This is a genomic window from Actinomadura sp. 21ATH (assembly GCF_041951345.1).
Classification (GTDB): Bacteria; Actinomycetota; Actinomycetes; order Streptosporangiales; family Streptosporangiaceae; genus Spirillospora.
Genome location: NZ_JBGNUR010000002.1, coordinates 766139 through 783113, shown reverse-complemented (window position 1 = coordinate 783113; position 16975 = coordinate 766139). Strand labels below are relative to the sequence as shown.

Sequence of the window (16975 nt, the reverse complement as noted above, 5' to 3'; positions counted from 1 at the left end):
TCCACGGGCGTCAGTCCAGCAGGCCCTCGGTGTGCGCCTTGGTGGCGGCCTGGGTACGGCTCGTCACCTCCAGCTTCGCGAGGATGTTGGAGACGTGCACGCTCGCGGTCTTGGGGGAGATGAACAGCGCCGCGGCGATCTCCTTGTTGTTGCGGCCCGCCGCGACCAGCGCGAGGACCTCCCGCTCGCGGGCGGTGAGTCCGGCGCCGCCGCCCGCGGGCCGGGCCTGGCCGCCGAGGCGGGCGCGGGCGCCGAGGTCCCGGAGGGCCCGGACGAGCGGCGCCGCGCCCAGCGACTCCGCCTCGTCGAGGGCGGTGCGCCATTCGGCGGCGGCCTCGTCGCGGTCGCCCCGTTCCGCCAGTGCCTCGGCCAGGCGCCACCGGGAGCGCGCGACCTCGTAGGTGAAGCCGTACGAGAAGGCGTCCAGGGACTTGCGCCACAGGCCAGGGTCGTTCGCGCCGCGGGCGCGGGCCGCTTCCGCCTCGGCACGGGCGAGCCAGGCGTGTCCCTCCAGGCCCAGCCAGGCGCGCGGCCGGCCGTCCGGGGTCGTGGACGCGGCGGTGCGGGCGCGCTCGACGAGGTCGCCGGCCGCCTCCGCGGCCGCCTCGGCGGCCCCGGCGTCGCCCGCGGCACGGGCGCGCGCGGCCAGGTCGGCACGCGCCCACAGCGTGGTGGCGGCGGTCCTGATGACCTGGGGGTCGCGCGGCTCCACGACCGCCAGCACGGCCGCGATCTCGGCGAGCCCGGCGGCGGTGTCGCCGCGCCAGAGGGCGTGCTCGGCGGCGAGGGACCGGGCGACGAACGTGATGTACGCGTCGCCCTCCCACAGCGGCTCCAGCCAGCGGAGCCGCTCGGCGACGGTGTCCTCGCCCTTGGCCACCTCAGTGAACAGGGCGTACGCGGAGACCTGGGCCTCGCCCGGCCGCGCGACCCGGACGGGGAAGTCCGCGGCGAGCCGGGACGCCTCCGCCCAGTCGCCCGCCGTGTAGTGGATGAGGTACTGGAGGCAGCGCAGGGTGGTGCCGTACGAGCTCCAGCCGAGGCCGTTGGCGCGGGTGAAGTCCAGGATCTCGGCGGCGGCGGCCGCGGCGCCCGCCAGGTCGCCGCGGTCGAACAGGGAGCGGGCGTGGTGGAACGCGGCGCGCAGCCCGATCTGGTACTCGCCCGCCTCGATGGCGAGGTCGCGGGCGCGGGCGAACAGGCCGACCACCGACGGGTCGGCGTCGCGGGACTCGCGGTGGATCGCCAGCGTCACCATGGCGCTGGCCTCCGCGTCCGGCGCGCCCGAGGCGCGGCCCGCCGCGATGGCCTCCTCCGCGATGCCGGCGATGTCCGGCCGGCGCTCCCTGATCAGCAGGGTGCGGGCGTACGTGGCCAGGGCGGCGGCGCGCTCCCGGGTGGGCGGGTCCGCGGGGAGCATCGCGATGGCCTCGCGGCAGATCTCGGCGGCCTCGTCGTCCTGGTCGATGTCGCTCAGGTAGTAGGCGAGGTGCTCGCGCAGCGAGACGCCCATGCGGACGTCCGTCTCGGCCGCGATGAGGCGGCGGAGCCGGGAGATGGCGCGGCGCGGATCGCCGGAGCGGCCGGAGGTGCGGACCGCGGCCAGCTCCATCCGGACGCGGTCCGTCCCGGCGGCCCGCTCGGGGTCGGGGACGGCGTCCCAGAGGGACAGCGCGCGGTCGTAGTGGTCGTGCGCCTCGTCGGGGGCGCCCATCCGCTCGGCCTCCCGCGCCGCCTGCACGGAGGCGGCGAACGCGGCGGGCAGGTCGTGCGCGGCGAGGGAGTGGTGGGCCAGCTCGGCGGCGGTGCCGGAGTCGGCGAGCAGGGCCGCGAACGCGGCGTGCAGCCGGGTCCGCTCGCCCGGCAGCAGGTCCGCGTACACCGCCTCGCGCAGCAGCGCGTGCCGGAACGTGTACCCGGCGTCGTCGGGCACCAGCAGCTGGTGGGAGACGATCTCGCGCAGGGCCTCGCCGACCGCGGCCTCGTCCAGCCCGGAGGCCCGGCGGACCAGCTCGTCGTCGACCCGGCGGCCGGCGACCGAGGCGGCCCGCACCACGTGGGACGCGTCCGCGGAGAGCCGCTCGACGCGGGCGAGCAGCAGGTCGGCGAGCCCGGCGGGCAGCTCCTCGCCGGTCCGCGCCGCGCTGTAGAGCTCGCCGGCGTAGAACGGGTTGCCCTCCGAGCGCCGGTGCACCCGCTCCACCAGCTCGGCGGCGGGCGGGGCGCCGTCGCCGGAGAGGGCGGCCAGGTACTCGGCGGTCTCGCCCGCGCCGAACGGGGCCAGCTCGATGCCCCGCACGTCGGGCAGCCGGAGCAGCTCGGCGACGAGCGGGCGCAGCGGGTGGCGGCGGGGGAGATCGTCGGAGCGGTACGTGCCGACCAGGCAGACGCGCTCGCGCTGGAGCACCCGGCTGAGGAACGTCAGCAGGTGGCGGGTGGAGGTGTCGGCCCAGTGCAGGTCCTCCAGGACGAGCACGACCGGCGCGCGCCGGCCCAGCTCGCCGAGCAGGCCGAGGACGGCGCCGAAGAGCTGCTGCTGGCCCAGCTCGCCCGCCGGGACCGCGCCGCCGTCGCCGTCCGGAAGCAGCCGCCGCAGCACCGGGCGCGCCTCCAGGGCCGCGGCGAGCGCGTCGCCGGCCGCCCCGGCGGAGGAGCCCGCCGCGCTCCAGAGCGCGTCCGCCAGCGGCAGGTACGGCATGCTCTCGCCGAGCTCGGCGCACTGGCCGACCAGGACCGTGCAGCCGCGCTCGCGGGCGGTGCGGGTGAGGGCGCGGACGAGGGTCGTCTTGCCGACCCCGGCGTCGCCGCTGACGAGGACGATCCCGGCCGATCCGGCCGCGGCCCGGTCGAGCGCGCCGGTGAGCGCGCCGAACTCGGCGGTGCGGCCGACCAGCACCTTCGCGTCATCCCCCATGGCGACGATTATCCCATCCCGGGCAAAGCGCAGGCCCCCGGACGGATCCGGGGGCCTGCGGGAGGGGTCAGCGGGCGAGGGCGGGCACCTTCTCCTCCGCGCTCTCGCTCTCCGCGGCCTCCGCGGCGGACGCGACCTCGGGCTCGGGCACGATCTCCGGCTCCGGCTCGGGCGGCAGCACCTTCACGTACGTGCGGGCCGTCTCGGCGGCGATCCGGTCCCAGGAGAACCGGGAGTGCGCCCGGTCGGCGGCGGCGATCGCGTACCCGTGCAGCGTCGTCTCCTCGCCCAGCAGCCGGCGGATCGTCCGGCCGATCGCGACCGGCCGGTCGCCCGGGACGTGCAGCCCGGTGATGCCGTCCAGGACGCTGTCGGCGTTGCCGCCGGCCCGGGTGGCGATCACCGGCACGCCGCAGGCCATGGCCTCCAGCGGGACGAGCGGGGACGGCTGGTGCGGCGACAGGCACAGCGCCAGCTTCGCGGTGCGCAGCAGCCGGGGGAGCGTCTTGCGGGGCATCCGGCCCAGGAAGATCACCCGGTCGGCGACGTGCAGCTCCTTGGCCAGCAGCCGCAGCCGGTGCACCGACGGGTCGTTCTCCAGCTCCTCGCGGGGCGGGCCGCCCGCCACCGCCAGCTCGGCGTCCGGGGCGTGCGCCAGGGCGCGGATCGCGGTGGCGGCGCCGCCGTCGGACAGGTCGGCGGCCACGACCACCAGCCGGTCCCGGTCGCCGCGCGGCATCGCGGGGCCGACCTGGGCGAAGTGGTCGCCGTCCACGCCGTACGGGACGACCGCGATCTTCCGGCGCGGCACGCCCATCCGGACGAGGGTGTTCGCCTCGGCGTCGCAGCCGGCCAGCACCGCCGCGGCCCCCCGGCCGATCGCGGTCTCCAGCCGGCGCCGCGCGGGGTGCGCCGCGCGGCCGGCGCGCTGCTCGGTCACCGCGAGCCCGTGCGGGCTGAAGAGAAAGGGGACGTCCAGCTCGCGGGCCACGGCGCAGGCGGCGAGCCCGCCGATCCAGCCGTGCGCGTGGACGACGTCGGGACGGCCCGCGCCGCTCCAGCGCTCGCGCAGCCCGTCGGCGAAGTCGCGGACGTGGTCGAGCAGTTCCTCGTCGGGCAGCGGCCGGGCGGGGCCGGCGTCGATCTGCTGGACCACGGCCCCCGGGCCGAGCCGGCTCCGGGACCGCGCCGCGGCGTCCTGGCGGCGCGTGTAGACCGTGACGCGGTGTCCGTCCTTGTCATCGGAGACCGGCCGGCCGAGCGCACGAGCGATCTCCCGCGTGTGCAGCGACTGAACGTGCTCGCCGTCGAGGTCGGAGGCGGACACGAGAGCGATGTTCAAAGGACGGTGCATGACGAGACCTCCGGGTTTAACACAGCAACAACCTGGAGGTATCTGCGTCGTAGACACCTGCTCGATCTTTTGTGTTTCCGGCCGGAGCCGGATGAAACGTCCCCGCGGCAGAAAACACCCCGGACTAGGGGAACCGTGACCGCCGTCATACCGTCCGGGCGGGATGCGCGGGGTGCGCGCTCGTAAGGTCGGTACGGATGGTTACCGCAGATCACAGGGCCGGCGGGGCCGCCAGGGCCGCCAGGGAAGATGTCTGGTACGTGGCGTACGGCTCCAACCTCTACCGCGAGCGTTTCGCCTGCTACCTCGCCGGCGGGCGGCCGGCCGGCAGCGCGCGCACGTACGCCGGCTGCCGCGACGCCGCCCCGGCGCGCGCCGAGCGGCCGGTCACGCTGCCCGGCGGCATCTACTTCGCGCACGAGTCGCCGGCGTGGGGCGGCGGCATCGCGTTCTACGACCCGGCGCTGCCCGGGCGCGCCGCGGCCCGCGCGTACCTGCTGACGCGGCAGCAGTTCTGCGACGTGATGGCGCAGGAGATGCACCGCGAGGTGGGCGCGGACCACGACCTGTCGGACGCCATCGACCTCGGCCGCCAGACGCTCGGCCCGGGACGGTACGAGACGGTCGTCAAGGTGGGGGAGCGGGACGGGCGCCCGATGCTGACGTTCACCTCGCCGCACGGCGCGGGCCCGGCGCGGCTGAACGCGCCGACCGCCCCGTACCTCACCATGCTCGGGAACGGGCTGCGGGAGGCGCACGGCTGGACGGCCGAGCGCGCCGCCGCGTACCTGGAGGCCCGTCCCGGCGCCCGCGAGAAGTGGTCCGCGCCACAGATCCGCGCCCTCCTGGACTGAGGGGCGCTGATATACGTTCGGCGCATGAACGTGGGCGACGTGGTCGACGATTTCGAGCTGCCGGACGAGACGGGACGGCCGCGCACGCTGAGCGGCCTGCTGGAGGAGGGGCCGGTGGTGCTCTTCTTCTACCCGGCGGCGCTGACGCCCGGCTGCACCGCCGAGGCGTGCCACTTCCGCGACCTCGCCGGGGAGCTGGCCGAGGTCGGCGCGCACCCGGTGGGGATCAGCGCGGACGAGGTCGGGAAGCAGAAGGAGTTCGCCGACCGGCACGCGCTCGGCTACCCGCTGCTGTCGGACGCCGACGGCGCGGTCCGGGCGCGGTTCGGCGTGAAGCGGGGCATCGCGCTCGCGCCGACCAGGCGGCAGACGTTCGTCATCGGCACCGACCGCCGGGTGCTGGAGGTCGTGAAGAGCGAGATCCGGATGAACGTCCACGCCGACCGGGCGCTGGCCGCCCTCCGCGCCCGCGCCGCGAAGGACGGACCGGGCCGGGAAATGTGATCATCCGGGCGCGGGCGGCATCTCCGGCAGCACGATCGCCGACGGACGGCCGGGCTCGTGGAAGATCTCCTGCTCGGCGGCCAGCATCCGGGACGCGGTGCCGATCGGCTCGCCGGTGCCGGGGTTGCGCGCCACCCGCGGGTACGCGCCGCTGGCCACCTGGACGCGGATCCGGTGCCCGGCCGCGAACCGGTGCCCGGCCGGCCACAGCTCCACCGCGACGCGCCGCACGCCCTCCTCGTCGGTTTCGGGCGAGCCGGGCACGAGCCGCCGCATTCCTTCGCAGAGGTTGAGCGACACGCCGTCCGGATCCACGTCGCACAGCCGCACGACGAAGTCGGTGTGCGCGCGGTCGGACCGGACGAACAGCTCGGCCGTCACCGGCCCGATGATCTCCAGGTCCGCGGCCAGCGGCTCGGAGGTGTAGGTCAGCACGTCCCGGCGCCGCTCCAGCCTCCGCTGGTCGGCGACCGGGCGGTTGTCGCCCAGCAGCGTCGGCCCGCCGATGAACGGCGTCGGGTGCGCGGGGTCGTACCGGTACCGGTCGGGCTCGGAATCGGCGGCCCGCCCGTGCGCGAGGCCGCCGTCCGGCTGCAGATGCCACCGCCGCTCCCGCATCCCCGGCACGGGCCAGTCCGGGAACTCCCGCCACTCCTCGGCGGCCCCGGTCACGAACACCCGCACCGGCTGGTCGCGCAGCTCGCCCGGGTCGTCCAGCAGGTGGGCGCGGAACCACTTCAGCGACTCGCCGATGGAGCCGCGCATCATCCGCTGGTCGGCGTGGAACCAGGGGCCGATCGTGAGGTACGGGCGGTGCCCGGCCGCGCGCAGCGCCGCGTAGTCCTTGAGCTGCCAGGGCAGGAAGATGTCGTACCAGCCGCCGGTCATGTTGACCGGCGCCCGCACCTCCGAGACCGTCGGGCTGAAGTCGCGCCGGTCCCAGAACGGGGTGTCCGGGCCGTTCACCAGCAGGTCCTGGAAGAACCGCTGCTGCTCGCCGGTGGCCAGCACGTCCAGCTCGCCCAGCGGCCGGCCCGACAGCGCCGCGCGGCGGGCGCGCCGCGGCGACATGATCCCGGTGGTCAGGCCCGACAGCGGGTGCTTCATGCGGGACGTCAGGTCCACCCAGATCAGCGTGGACTCCAGCGCGAACGTGCCGCCGACGTTGATGGCGTCCCGGAACTGCGACGCGGTGACCTGCATCGACAGCGCCTTCAGCTCGGGCCCGGCGTCGGCGGCGACCGCCCACTGCACGTACCCGAGGTAGCTGGGCCCGTGCATGGCGAACGTGCCGCCGAACCACGGCTGCTCCTTGAGCCAGGCGATGGTGGCCAGGCCGTCCTCGCGCTCGTCCAGCGGCTCGAACACGCCGCCGGAGCCGAAGCCGCCGCGCACGCTCTGCACCACGGCCTGGAAGCCGTGCGAGGCGAACGCCTGCCCGCACATGAGCCCGAACGGGCCGCGCCGCCCGTACGGCGAGCGCACCAGGATCGTCGGCGGCCGCTCCAGGCCCGCCGGCGCGTAGTGGTCGGCCAGCAGCGTGACGCCGTCGGCGGCCGGCACCTCCAGGTCGCGCCGTACCGTGACTCGGTGGGGGCCGTTGCGGAGCCCGAGCGCCGTGGTCCCCAGGCGGCGCATGAGACCGAGATCTACCACCCGATCGATCGTATCGGGACGGCCGGAACGGTCCCGTCCCGGCCCGCGTCCTGACCGTGCGTACTGACCCGCGTGCTTCACGTCAGCCGCCGCTGGTGGCGGCGCCTGACCCGGCGGGGAGGGGTTTTCCAGTCTCCGCGGAACGGCCCGGGCACCGTTCCGAGTCACTACGATCGGGCGATATCGGGACCGGTGCCGCGAAGGTGATCTTTTACCGCGGACCGGTGGGAACGGAGCGGCAGGCCGCTGAGCCGCCGCCCGGAGGGAGAGAAACACGCATGCCTGAATCGCTGGACCTGGCGCGGGTCATCGCGGCCGCGGTGGTGCTCGCCGTGGCGCTGGTCGTGGCGATCGTCCTGCGGATGCTGTCGGGACGGCTGAACAAGCGCGCGGGGGACACCCGCTGGGCCTGGGACGACCTGGCCGCCCGGCTGCTGCACGATCTGGCGGTGCCGCTGTCCCTGCTCGCCGGCGTCTGGGGCGCCGCGAACGCCCTGAGCCTCAAGGCCGGCACGCTCTCGGGCACCGCCAACGTGCTGACCGCGATCGCGATCATCGTCATCACGCTGGCCTGCGCCCGGATGTTCGCCGGGGTCGTGGCCTCGATCGCGATGGCCCGGCAGGGCGTGGCCGCCAACGTCACGATCTTCGCCAACATCACCCGGGTGGTGGTGCTCGGCATCGGCATGCTGGTGATGCTGCAGAGCCTCGGGGTGTCGATCACCCCGCTGCTGGGCGCGCTGGGCGTCGGCGGCCTCGCGGTCGCGCTGGCCCTCCAGGACACCCTGGCCAACCTGTTCGCGGGCGTGCACGTGCTGGCGTCCAAGACGATCGAGCCCGGCGACTACATCCGGCTGAGCAGCGGCCAGGAGGGCTACGTCGTCGACATCAACTGGCGGAACACCTCGATCCGCACGCTCTCGGACAACATCGAGGTCATCCCGAACCAGCGGTTCTCGGACACGATACTGACCAACTACCACCGCCCTGCCCAGGACATGTCGCTGCTCATCCAGGCCAAGGTGTCCTACGGCGCCGACCTGGAGTACGTCGAGAAGGTCGTGGTCGAGATCGGCGACGCGGTGATGGCCGAGATCGAGGGCGCGGTGAAGGAGGGCCAGACGCTGGTCCGCTTCCACACCTGGGGCGAGTCGAGCATCGATTTCACGGCCATCCTGCGGATCACCGAGTTCGGGGAGCAGTTCCGGATCAAGCACGAGTTCCTGAAGCGGCTGCACCGCCGGTTCGACTCCGAGGGCATCGAGATCCCGCTGCCCACCCGCCGCGTCCTCCTCCCGGAGAACGGCCGCGCCGCCGACGACCTCGTCCTGCGCTAGCCCGCGCCCCGCCGCGCCGGCTCGTGGCGTGTCCCGCCCCGCGCACGCCCGCCGGAGGCCGGCACGCCGCGAGCCGGCCGGTCACCCGGCGGTGGCCGCCTCGTCGAACCAGGCCAGGAACTCGGTGTTGCCGAACATCTGGGCCGTCTCGTACGCCGACGGGCGGCCGGCGCGCGGATCGGCACCGGCCTCCAGCAGGGCGCGGACGACCTCCGGCTCCTTCTTGAACACGGCGCCGGCCAGCGGGCGCTGGCCCCGGTCGTTCTCGCGCTCGGGGTCGGCGCCGCGGGCCGTCAGTGCCCGTACCGTGTCGGCATGCCCGTGGTAGGCGGCCAGCATGAGCAGCGTGTCGCCCTTGTCGTTGGTCAGGTTGGGCGGGATCCCCGCGTCCAGGTAGGCGATCATCTGCTCGGTCCCGCCCCGGCGGGCGAGGTCGAACAGCCTGGTCGCGAACTCCCGCAGTTCGGGATCGGCCTCGTTCATGAGTCGCACCCTACTTCCGGGCGGCGGGCCGTCCAGCCAGCCGTGGTCGGCGAGCCTGCTGCCCAGCGTGTCGCCTCCGTAGTGCAGCTTCTTCTCCAGGGACACCAGCGCGCCCTGCTCGGGGAACGACCGCAGCTTGACCTCGTCCGCCAGCGTCTGCATGATCATCATGCCCCGGCCGTGCTCGGCGGTCAGGTCGGCGACCGGGCCGTTCGGCAGCGCCCGGCCCGGCTGGAAGCCGAGCCCGCGGTCGATGACCTTGATGACGCAGCGCTCGTCCATGATGAGCACCCGGACGGTGTACGCGTCTCCCTCGTTGGCGTGCTGGATCACGTTCCCGCAGGCCTCGGTGAGCATGAGCCTGATGTCCCCGCGTATGGGCTCCTCGACCCCCAGGACGTCGAGCGACGCGTCCAGCAGCCGGCGGACCGCCGGTACGCTCGCGGCGTCCCTCGGGAACCGAAGATCAAGATTGATCTCCACGTCATCTCCGTTGCTCTCTGTCCCCCATAGCTCTGGTCTGCCCGTCGCAGGGAGGGCAAACCGCCTTGTTGTGGGACGAAGTGCGGTGAATAGTTGCGCACAACTTAGTTGTGCTAGATTCAGTTGCGAAGGCGGGACGGGCCCGCCCGGCGCGGAGGAGGAACCGATGGCGGCGCACTACACGGCGGTGGCGACGGCGAACGGGCGGGACGGCCGCGCGGTCAGCTCGGACGGGCGGCTCGACCTGCCGCTGGCGCCCCCGCGCGAGATGGGCGGCAGCGGCGACGGGACCAACCCCGAGCAGCTCTTCGCCGCCGGGTACGCGGCGTGCTTCGCCAGCGCGCTGGCCGCCGTCGCGAGGGCGGGCAAGCACGATGTGAAGGACGTCTCGGTCACCGCCGAGGTGGGCATCGGCGGTGACCTGGAGTCGGGCTTCGGGCTCAGCGTGGTGCTGCGGGTCGAGCTGCCGGACGCGCTGGCCGGGGAGACCGGCCGGGCGCTCGTCGACCGGGCCCACCAGGTCTGCCCGTACTCCAACGCGACCCGCGGGAACATCCCCGTCGAGCTCGTCCTGGAGTAGGCGGACAGCGGGCGGGTCAGTCGACCGGGCGGCCGTCCAGGAGGGCTTCGAGGCGCTTGCGGACGCCCTCGTCCGGCTCGCGGGCGAGGGCGGCGGCGGCCTCGTCCCGCGTCCCGGCGGGCCAGGCCGCCTCGCCCCAGGCGTGCAGCGTCCGGACGGCCATGTTGCGGTTGCGGACGACCGGGCTCGCCAGCGCGGCCGAGACCAGCGGGGCGCCCGTGCCGGGCAGGCCGCCGAGCGCCGGGAGCAGGTGGTCCAGGCAGCGGTGCGGCTTGAACGCGTCGCCCGTCCCGGCCTCGTCGGCGGGCCCGGTGGCGATGCGGTCCAGGGGCAGCAGCTCGGCGGCGAGGGCGGCGACCGTGCCGGTCTCGCCGCGCCGCCCCGCCTCGTCGGCGGCGTACCACCAGACGGTGGAGTCGAGCGGGTCGGCGGTGCGCAGCCGGTCGAGGAAGGCGTCCAGCGCGGGCACGTCCAGGATCCGGCAGGCCCGCGCGGCCCGGCCGAACTCCGCGCTCCCCTCGGCGCGCAGGCCCAGCCGGGCCAGGTCGGCCCAGAGCGGGCGGCCGAGGATCTCGGCGCAGCGGGCCGCCACGTCCGGCCAGGCGCTCTCGGCGTACCCGCGCACGGCGTCCAGCGCCAGGAAATGGCGCAGGTCGTTCGCCCGGGTCGCCATATGGTCCACGAAAAGGCCGGCCGCGCGCTCCCCGTCCGCGTAGCCGGACATTCCCTCCACGGGCCCGCCCTCTTCCGTGAGGGCGGCGAGAATGTCGCCCGCGGCGTAGAGGAGTTCGTCGTCGGCGCCGGCCGTGTCGCGCGCGAGCGCGCCGGCGAGGTCGCCCGCCTCGGCCGCGATTCCGGCGAGGTACTCGTACATCACGTCGTTGCGGAATCCCTCGCGCAGGATCCATTCCCGCAGCCGCGGATTCTCGCTGCCGGCGAGCCGTTCCACCAGGTGGATCCGGCCCCAGCCCGCCACCTGGCGGGCGAGGTCCCACAGGACGTCCTCGGCGCCGGCGTCGCCGTTGCCGAGCGCCACCATCGCGAAGAGGGTGAACTCGTCGTGCCGGCCCAGCACCAGCAGCTCGTCGCGGTGGTGGCCGGCGTCGAACAGGCCGAGCAGCGCGATGCCGAGCTTGACCGGCTCGCGGCGCCGTTCCGTGGTCGCCAGCGCGTAGGCCAGCTCGTACACTCGCTCCGCGTCGACGTCCGAGGAGGCCACCCGGCCGAGGAGCTCGTCCACCAGCGCGACGACCGACAGCCCCGCGGCGGCGTCGGCCACCGCCTCGGGGCCGGACCGGCCGGCGGCGGCGTCCATCAGGGCCGCCGACAGGCGTTCGACCTCCGCCGCGTCGGCGCCGCCGCCCCAGTGGTGGGTGAGGACGCCGTCGCGCGCGCCCGGCGCCCACGGCGTGCCGTCGAGGTCGGCCTCGTCCGGCAGCGTCTCCCCGCCTTCGGCCAGCCCCGGACCCTCCGGTGGAATGTGGGCGCGCAGATGGTCGAAAATCGAGGGGGAAGAGTCCTTCTTGCGCTTCCTGGTGAACATCCGGACACTCTATGGGCGGCCATTATCGGCGGGCATGCGATTTTCTTTCCGGTGCCCGTTCGGGCCCTTCCTCCGGCGCGACCGGAACGGGCGCCCCGGCGTCGCCGCCGGGCCGTTCCCGGGTGCGCCGGTTCGTCAGCGACATGAGCGTGGCGATCACTGACGCCGCCAGCAGCAGCGCGAACGCGCGCCGGTAGCCGTCGACCAGGTCGCCGAGCGAGCCCCGCGACAGCGCGCCGGCCGCGCCCTCGTACAGCAGGTGCCGTTCGGTACGGGCCAGCGCGGAGGCCGCCAGCGCCAGGCAGAGCGCGGCGCTCATCACGTTCCCGGCGTTCTGCAGGGTCATCCGGAGGCCGTTGGCGATGCCGAGCCGCTCGGCGGGGACCCGCGCCAGGATCGCCGAGGTGTTGCCGGTGGCGAAGAGGCCGCTGCCCGCCGAGACCAGCACCAGGCAGAGCGCGACGAGCCAGTACGGCGTGTCCGCGGCCAGCAGCGGGAGCGTCACCGCCAGCCCGGCGCAGACGGTCGCCGACCCGGCGACGGCCAGCGTGCGGGGCGCGACGCGGCGGCCGAGGAAGCCGCCGGCGGGCGCGGCGACCATGCCGGCCAGCGGCCCGGGGAGCACGGCCAGGCCCGCCTGGGCCGGGGTCATGCCGCTGACGGCCTGGAGGAACAGGGCGAGCAGCAGCAGCGTGCCGAACCGGGCGAGGGTGTTGAACAGCGCGGCGACCGACCCGAGCGTGAAGCCGCGGTCGGCGAACAGCGCCAGGTCCACCAGCGGGTGCCGGGTCCGCAGCTGGCGAAGCGTGAAGACGGGGAGCAGCAGCACGCACGCGGCGGCCCCGCCGATGGCGAGCGGCCCCGTCCAGGCGCCCGCGCCGCCCTCGGAGAACGCCACGACCAGCCCGCCCAGCCAGCCGATCAGCAGCACCGCGCCGAGCACGTCGATCGGCTCGCGCGGCCCGCGCGGGACCGCGGGGAGGGAGAAGGAACCCCAGGCCAGCGCCAGCAGCCCGAGCGGGACGTTGAACCAGAACACCCACTGCCAGCCGGCGGTCTCGGCCAGGTAGCCGCCGATGGACGGCCCCAGCAGCGGCGCCGCGCCCAGGACGCCCAGGTAGACGCCCATGCCCTGGCTGAGCCGGGCGGGCCCGAACGCCCAGGCGATGACGGCGGTCCCGTTCGCGAGCAGGACCGCGCCGCCGACGCCCTGCAGGACCCGCATCGCGATGAGGACCCCGACGTTCGGAGCGAGGCCGGCGAGCAGGCTCGCCAGCGTGAAGACCGCCAGCCCGCACAGGTAGGTGCCGCGCCGCCCGAACACGTCCGCCAGCCGGCCGAACACCATGAGCAGCCCGGTCTGGGCGAGCATGAACGCCAGCAGCAGCCAGCTCGCCGCCGCCGCGCCCGCCTCGAAGTGCCCGACGACGACCGGGAGCGCGATGTTGAGCGTGCTGACGTTGACGACCAGGAGGACCGTGCCCAGGCTCACCGCCGACAGCACCCGCCACGGGTGCGGCGCCGGCGATGCCGGGGCGGCGGGCGTGGCGGGCGTGACGGGCGCGGGCGGCTCGGCCGGGGTGTCCGGCTCCGGGCGGTCGCATCCCGCGTTCCCCGGCACCGGCGGCCCTCCCGTGCAGATCGTTAGGTCAGGTAACTAACTTGTTCAGGGTCGCGGCTCCGGGCCGGGCCTGTCAATCCGCGGGGCGGTGAGGGCGACCGGCCCCCTCGGGAAGGAGGCGGCCGGTCAGCCGGCGGCGGCGCCCCAGTAGTCGGCCAGCGCCTTCTTCACCGCGGGGGCGGCCGGGCCGGACCGGGCGGTCAGCTCCGCGATCCGCCGCTTGTGCCGGCGCCGGTCGGGCCTGGGCAGCACGGTCCGCAGCTCGCCGGCGGCGGCCAGCGCGACCGCCGCCGCGTCGTAGCTGTTGACGTGCGCCACCGGCTTGCCGCGCAGCGCCGACGAGGCGCCGCCCCACAGCGTCTTCACCACGCGCGGATCCCGCACGCTGACCTCGTCGGCCGGGAACACCCCGAGCACCCGGCGCGGCCGCACCCGGATCCAGCCGGCGCCGGCCAGCTCGTCGCGGACGGTCCGCACCATGGCGCGGCTGTCCTTGCGGACCCAGTACTTCCAGGACCGCGGCTTGGAGGCGGTGATCTGGGCCAGCAGCCCGTACGGGTCGTCGCCCGGGGTGTCGGCCTTGGGCCGCTGCCGCTCCTCGGTGAGCCGCCCGTCCAGGTACAGCTCGGTGAGGGCGGCGGCCCGCAGCAGGTAGCCGAGCCGTTCGCCGCTCAGCGCCATGCGCTGCTTGTTGAGGTCGTATGCCAGCAGGTACATCCGGGCGGGGAGGGACTCGGGAACGTCCACCATGACCTACTCCTCGTTCTGGGGAGCGCCGCTCGGCGGCGGCTCGGGACCATCGTCGCCCGCCGCACCGCGCGGCGCGGCATCGGGGTCGCTGCGGGACGGGCGGCCGGGGCGCCGCATCCGCCCGGCGGCGCGGGGCATCCGCCCGGCGTCCGCCAGCGCCGCCCGCAGCAGGAACTCGATCTGGGCGTTGGTGCTGCGCAGCTCGTCCGCCGCCCAGCGGGCCAGCGCGTCATGGACGGCGGGGTCGAGCCGCAGCAGGATCTTCTTACGCTCGGAGGCCACGGGTCACTGGTAGAGGGAACCGGTGTTGACCACCGGCTGCGCGTCCCGGTCGGCGCACAGGACCACCAGCAGGTTGCTGACCATGGCGGCCTTGCGCTCCTCGTCCAGGTCGACGACGTTCTCCTCGTCCAGCCGGTCCAGGGCCAGCTGCACCATGCCGACCGCGCCCTCCACGATCCGCTGCCGCGCGGCCACCACCGCGCCCGCCTGCTGGCGGCGCAGCATCGCCTGCGCGATCTCGGGGGCGTACGCCAGGCCGGTGATCCGGGACTCGATGATCTTCACGCCGGCGGAGGCGACGCGCAGCGACAGCTCCTCCGACAGCTTCCCGGTGATCTCGTCGGCGTTGTCGCGCAGCGACAGCTGCTCGTGCGAGTCGTACGGGAAGCTGCCGGCGATGTGGCGGACCGCGGCCTCGGTCTGGAACGCGACGAACTCGACGAAGTCGTCCACCGCGAACACCGCCCGCGCGGTGTCCTCGACCTGCCAGACGACCACGGCCGAGATCTCGATCGGGTTGCCGTCCAGGTCGTTGACCTTGGCCAGCCCGGTCTCGTGGTTGCGGATCCGGGTGGAGACCTTCTTGCGGTCGGTGATCGGGTTGACCCAGCGGAGGCCGTCGGTGCGGACCGTCCCGCTGTAGCGGCCGAGCACCTGGAGCACCCGCGCCTCGCGCGGCGCCACCGCGGTCAGCCCGGCCATGACCACCAGGCCGGCCAGCGCCAGCACCGTGCCGAGCACGATGCCGACCGCGATCCCGGCGCCGCCGGCGGCGATGCCCCCGGCGAGCACCGCGGCGGCGACCAGGATCAGCAGCAGGCTCAGCCCCAGCATGGGCCAGCCGTTGGCGTCCCTGGCGGGACGCTCCTCGATCTCCAGCTCCGGCATCTCGACCGGGGGTTCGGCGGGGTTGGTCACTTCGCTCATCGGTGCCTCCTCTGTCGTATGGCACCAAGTTAGCAAAGTGATATCACTTTTTCTAGTCGGATTTCGCGGCGCCCGCCGGGACCGCCCCGGCGGCCTCCTCGTACTCGGCCGCGTCCGGGATGACCTTGGGCACCCCGCGCAGCGCGACCAGCGCGAACACCGCGACCGCGGCGGCGAGCCCCGCACTGCACAGCAGCGCGGCCTGAAGACCGTCCGTGAACGCCTCCCCGGCCGCGCCCGCGACCTGCGCCGCCAGCCGTTCCGGCAGCCCCGCCGCCACCTGCATCGCGCCGCTCAGCGAGTCCCGGGCGGCCTCCCCGGCCGCGGGCGGCAGCCCCGCCGGCAGGTCCACGCCGTCGCGGTACACCGCGTTCATGACGCTGCCCAGCACCGCCATGCCGAGCGAGCCGCCCAGCTCCATGCCGGTCTCGGAGATCGCCGACGCGGCGCCCGAACGCTCCCGCGGCACCGTCGCCAGCACGGTGTCGCTGGTGACCGTCATGGCCATGCCCATGCCGAGCCCGGACAGCAGGATCGGTCCCACCAGCACCAGGTAGGAGGTGTCGGTCCCGGCCTGGGAGAGCATCGCGTACGCCACCGCCCCGAAGACCAGCCCGGCGGCCACGACCCGCGCCCGGCCGACCAGCGAGATCAGCGGCGGCGCCAGCGCGGCGCCGCCGATCATCGCGCCCAGCGCGCCCGGCAGCCCCGCCAGCCCGGACTGGAGCGGCGACCAGCCCAGCACCAGCTGGAAGTACAGCGAGAAGATCAGCGACTGGGCCACCAGCGCGAACATCGCGAACATGTTCGCGATCACCGAGCCGGAGAACGCCGCCAGCCGGAACAGCCGCACGTCGATCAGCGGCTCGGCGACCCGCACCTGCCGCACCGCGAACGCCACCAGCCCCGCCGCGCCGACCGCGAGGGCCGCCCCGGCCGCCGCGCTCGCACCGTGCGCCGCGAACTCCTTCACGGCGTACACCACGCCGATCATGCCGGCGATCGACAGCGGCACGCTGAGCAGGTCCACCCGGAACCGGCGCGCGCTGCGGCCGGCGGGCAGCACGGCCGCCCCGGCGGCCAGCACCACCAGCATGACCGGCACGTTGATCAGGAACACCGAGCCCCACCAGAAGTGGTCGAGCAGCGCGCCGCCGACCACCGGCCCGAGCCCGACCGCCAGCCCGGCGACGCCGCTGAACGCCCCGACCGCCATCGTGCGCTCCTTCGGGTCGGTGAAGACCCGGCGGATCAGCGACAGCGCGGACGGCATCAGCGTCGCGCCCGCCACGCCCAGCAGGAACCGCGCCGCGATCAGCGTCTCGGCGCTCCAGGCGTACGCGGTCAGCGCCGAGGTGGCCGCGAACAGCCCGGCGCCGATCAGCAGCAGCCGCTTGTGGCCGATCCGGTCGCCGACGCCGCCCATCGTGATCAGCAGCCCCGCCAGCGCGAACCCGTACGCGTCCGCGATCCACAGGATCTGGGTGGCCGACGGCCGCAGGTCGGCCGTCAGATGCGGGATGGCCTGGTTCAGCGCCGTGAGGTCCAGCGCGGGCACCATCATGACGAGCAGGCACAGCCCGAACGTCGCCCATTTCCGGGCGGGGGAGTATGCGGGTATCGAGTCGTTCATGGCCGCCACGATCGGCGGCGGCGCTGACCGTCCGCGCACCGTCCGCTGACCGGG

Annotated in this window: 14 protein-coding genes and 1 pseudogene; 4 read left to right on the top strand and 11 right to left on the bottom strand. The window is 74.8% G+C overall.

Annotated features, from left to right (window positions below; translation table 11 throughout):
- Nucleotides 1-10: 10 nt before the first annotated feature.
- Nucleotides 11-2914: a helix-turn-helix transcriptional regulator gene (locus ACA361_RS10100; RefSeq protein WP_375011568.1), complete on the bottom strand. Its 2904-nt coding sequence runs from the start codon at nucleotides 2912-2914 to the stop codon at nucleotides 11-13.
- Nucleotides 2915-2981: 67 nt separating this feature from the next.
- Entirely contained in the window at nucleotides 2982-4241 is a 1260-nt protein-coding gene (locus tag ACA361_RS10095; RefSeq protein ID WP_375011567.1) for a glycosyltransferase, read from the bottom strand.
- Between the two features lie 224 nt (nucleotides 4242-4465).
- On the opposite strand from ACA361_RS10095, the gene ACA361_RS10090 reads away from it, so the two are divergent.
- Both ACA361_RS10090 and ACA361_RS10085 read left to right on the top strand, forming a co-directional pair.
- A complete protein-coding gene (locus ACA361_RS10090; RefSeq protein ID WP_375011565.1) occupies nucleotides 4466-5122 on the top strand; it encodes a histone deacetylase in 657 nt (218 codons plus the stop codon).
- A gap of 24 nt (nucleotides 5123-5146) precedes the next feature.
- The gene (locus ACA361_RS10085; protein WP_375011564.1) at nucleotides 5147-5626 is read left to right on the top strand and encodes a peroxiredoxin; all 480 of its coding nucleotides are present in this window, start codon (nucleotides 5147-5149) and stop codon (nucleotides 5624-5626) included.
- Here the strand turns inward: ACA361_RS10085 and ACA361_RS10080 are convergent, their stop codons facing one another.
- Nucleotides 5627-7282 (bottom strand): CocE/NonD family hydrolase, encoded by a 1656-nt coding sequence (locus ACA361_RS10080; protein WP_375011563.1) that lies wholly within the window; start codon nucleotides 7280-7282, stop codon nucleotides 5627-5629.
- Between the two features lie 278 nt (nucleotides 7283-7560).
- On the opposite strand from ACA361_RS10080, the gene ACA361_RS10075 reads away from it, so the two are divergent.
- Entirely contained in the window at nucleotides 7561-8619 is a 1059-nt protein-coding gene (locus tag ACA361_RS10075; protein ID WP_375011562.1) for a mechanosensitive ion channel family protein, read from the top strand.
- Between the two features lie 81 nt (nucleotides 8620-8700).
- On the opposite strand, the gene ACA361_RS10070 is transcribed toward ACA361_RS10075, so the two are convergent.
- Together ACA361_RS10070 and ACA361_RS10065 are read right to left on the bottom strand one after the other, a co-directional pair.
- Nucleotides 8701-9102: an ankyrin repeat domain-containing protein gene (locus tag ACA361_RS10070; RefSeq protein WP_375012003.1), complete on the bottom strand. Its 402-nt coding sequence runs from the start codon at nucleotides 9100-9102 to the stop codon at nucleotides 8701-8703.
- A gap of 99 nt (nucleotides 9103-9201) precedes the next feature.
- Nucleotides 9202-9585 (bottom strand): annotated as a pseudogene (locus ACA361_RS10065) (ATP-binding protein); the annotation flags it as partial.
- A 166-nt stretch (nucleotides 9586-9751) separates the two neighbouring features.
- Here ACA361_RS10065 and ACA361_RS10060 point away from each other — a divergent pair.
- A complete protein-coding gene (locus ACA361_RS10060) occupies nucleotides 9752-10165 on the top strand; it encodes an Ohr family peroxiredoxin (RefSeq protein WP_375011561.1) in 414 nt (137 codons plus the stop codon).
- Between the two features lie 16 nt (nucleotides 10166-10181).
- On the opposite strand, the gene ACA361_RS10055 is transcribed toward ACA361_RS10060, so the two are convergent.
- From ACA361_RS10055 to ACA361_RS10030, 6 genes are all read right to left on the bottom strand, one after another.
- Nucleotides 10182-11708: a hypothetical protein gene (locus ACA361_RS10055; protein WP_375011560.1), complete on the bottom strand. Its 1527-nt coding sequence runs from the start codon at nucleotides 11706-11708 to the stop codon at nucleotides 10182-10184.
- A gap of 22 nt (nucleotides 11709-11730) precedes the next feature.
- On the bottom strand, nucleotides 11731-13329 hold the full coding sequence (locus tag ACA361_RS10050) for a DHA2 family efflux MFS transporter permease subunit (RefSeq protein WP_375011559.1): 1599 nt from the start codon (nucleotides 13327-13329) through the stop codon (nucleotides 11731-11733).
- Nucleotides 13330-13455: 126 nt separating this feature from the next.
- Complete coding sequence (locus ACA361_RS10045; RefSeq protein WP_375011558.1) at nucleotides 13456-14079, bottom strand: GPP34 family phosphoprotein; 624 nt, start codon at nucleotides 14077-14079, stop codon at nucleotides 13456-13458.
- Between the two features lie 3 nt (nucleotides 14080-14082).
- Complete coding sequence (locus tag ACA361_RS10040; protein WP_375011557.1) at nucleotides 14083-14361, bottom strand: hypothetical protein; 279 nt, start codon at nucleotides 14359-14361, stop codon at nucleotides 14083-14085.
- Between the two features lie 3 nt (nucleotides 14362-14364).
- Complete coding sequence (locus tag ACA361_RS10035; protein ID WP_375011556.1) at nucleotides 14365-15288, bottom strand: SPFH domain-containing protein; 924 nt, start codon at nucleotides 15286-15288, stop codon at nucleotides 14365-14367.
- 52 nt (nucleotides 15289-15340) lie between these two features.
- Complete coding sequence (locus ACA361_RS10030) at nucleotides 15341-16921, bottom strand: MFS transporter (protein WP_375011555.1); 1581 nt, start codon at nucleotides 16919-16921, stop codon at nucleotides 15341-15343.
- Between the last annotated feature and the right edge of the window lie 54 nt (nucleotides 16922-16975).

Excerpts from the sequence above, each read along its gene's own strand:
- ACA361_RS10090 (WP_375011565.1), top strand. The coding sequence starts at position 4,466 with ATGGTTACCGCAGATCACAGGGCCGGCGGGGCCGCCAGGGCCGCCAGG.
- ACA361_RS10035 (WP_375011556.1), bottom strand. The coding sequence starts at position 15,288 with ATGAGCGAAGTGACCAACCCCGCCGAACCCCCGGTCGAGATGCCGGAG.
- ACA361_RS10075 (WP_375011562.1), top strand. The coding sequence starts at position 7,561 with ATGCCTGAATCGCTGGACCTGGCGCGGGTCATCGCGGCCGCGGTGGTG.
- ACA361_RS10045 (WP_375011558.1), bottom strand. The coding sequence starts at position 14,079 with ATGGTGGACGTTCCCGAGTCCCTCCCCGCCCGGATGTACCTGCTGGCA.
- ACA361_RS10100 (WP_375011568.1), bottom strand. The coding sequence starts at position 2,914 with ATGGGGGATGACGCGAAGGTGCTGGTCGGCCGCACCGCCGAGTTCGGC.
- ACA361_RS10030 (WP_375011555.1), bottom strand. The coding sequence starts at position 16,921 with ATGAACGACTCGATACCCGCATACTCCCCCGCCCGGAAATGGGCGACG.
- ACA361_RS10055 (WP_375011560.1), bottom strand. The coding sequence starts at position 11,708 with ATGTTCACCAGGAAGCGCAAGAAGGACTCTTCCCCCTCGATTTTCGAC.
- ACA361_RS10060 (WP_375011561.1), top strand. The coding sequence starts at position 9,752 with ATGGCGGCGCACTACACGGCGGTGGCGACGGCGAACGGGCGGGACGGC.
- ACA361_RS10070 (WP_375012003.1), bottom strand. The coding sequence starts at position 9,102 with ATGAACGAGGCCGATCCCGAACTGCGGGAGTTCGCGACCAGGCTGTTC.
- ACA361_RS10085 (WP_375011564.1), top strand. The coding sequence starts at position 5,147 with ATGAACGTGGGCGACGTGGTCGACGATTTCGAGCTGCCGGACGAGACG.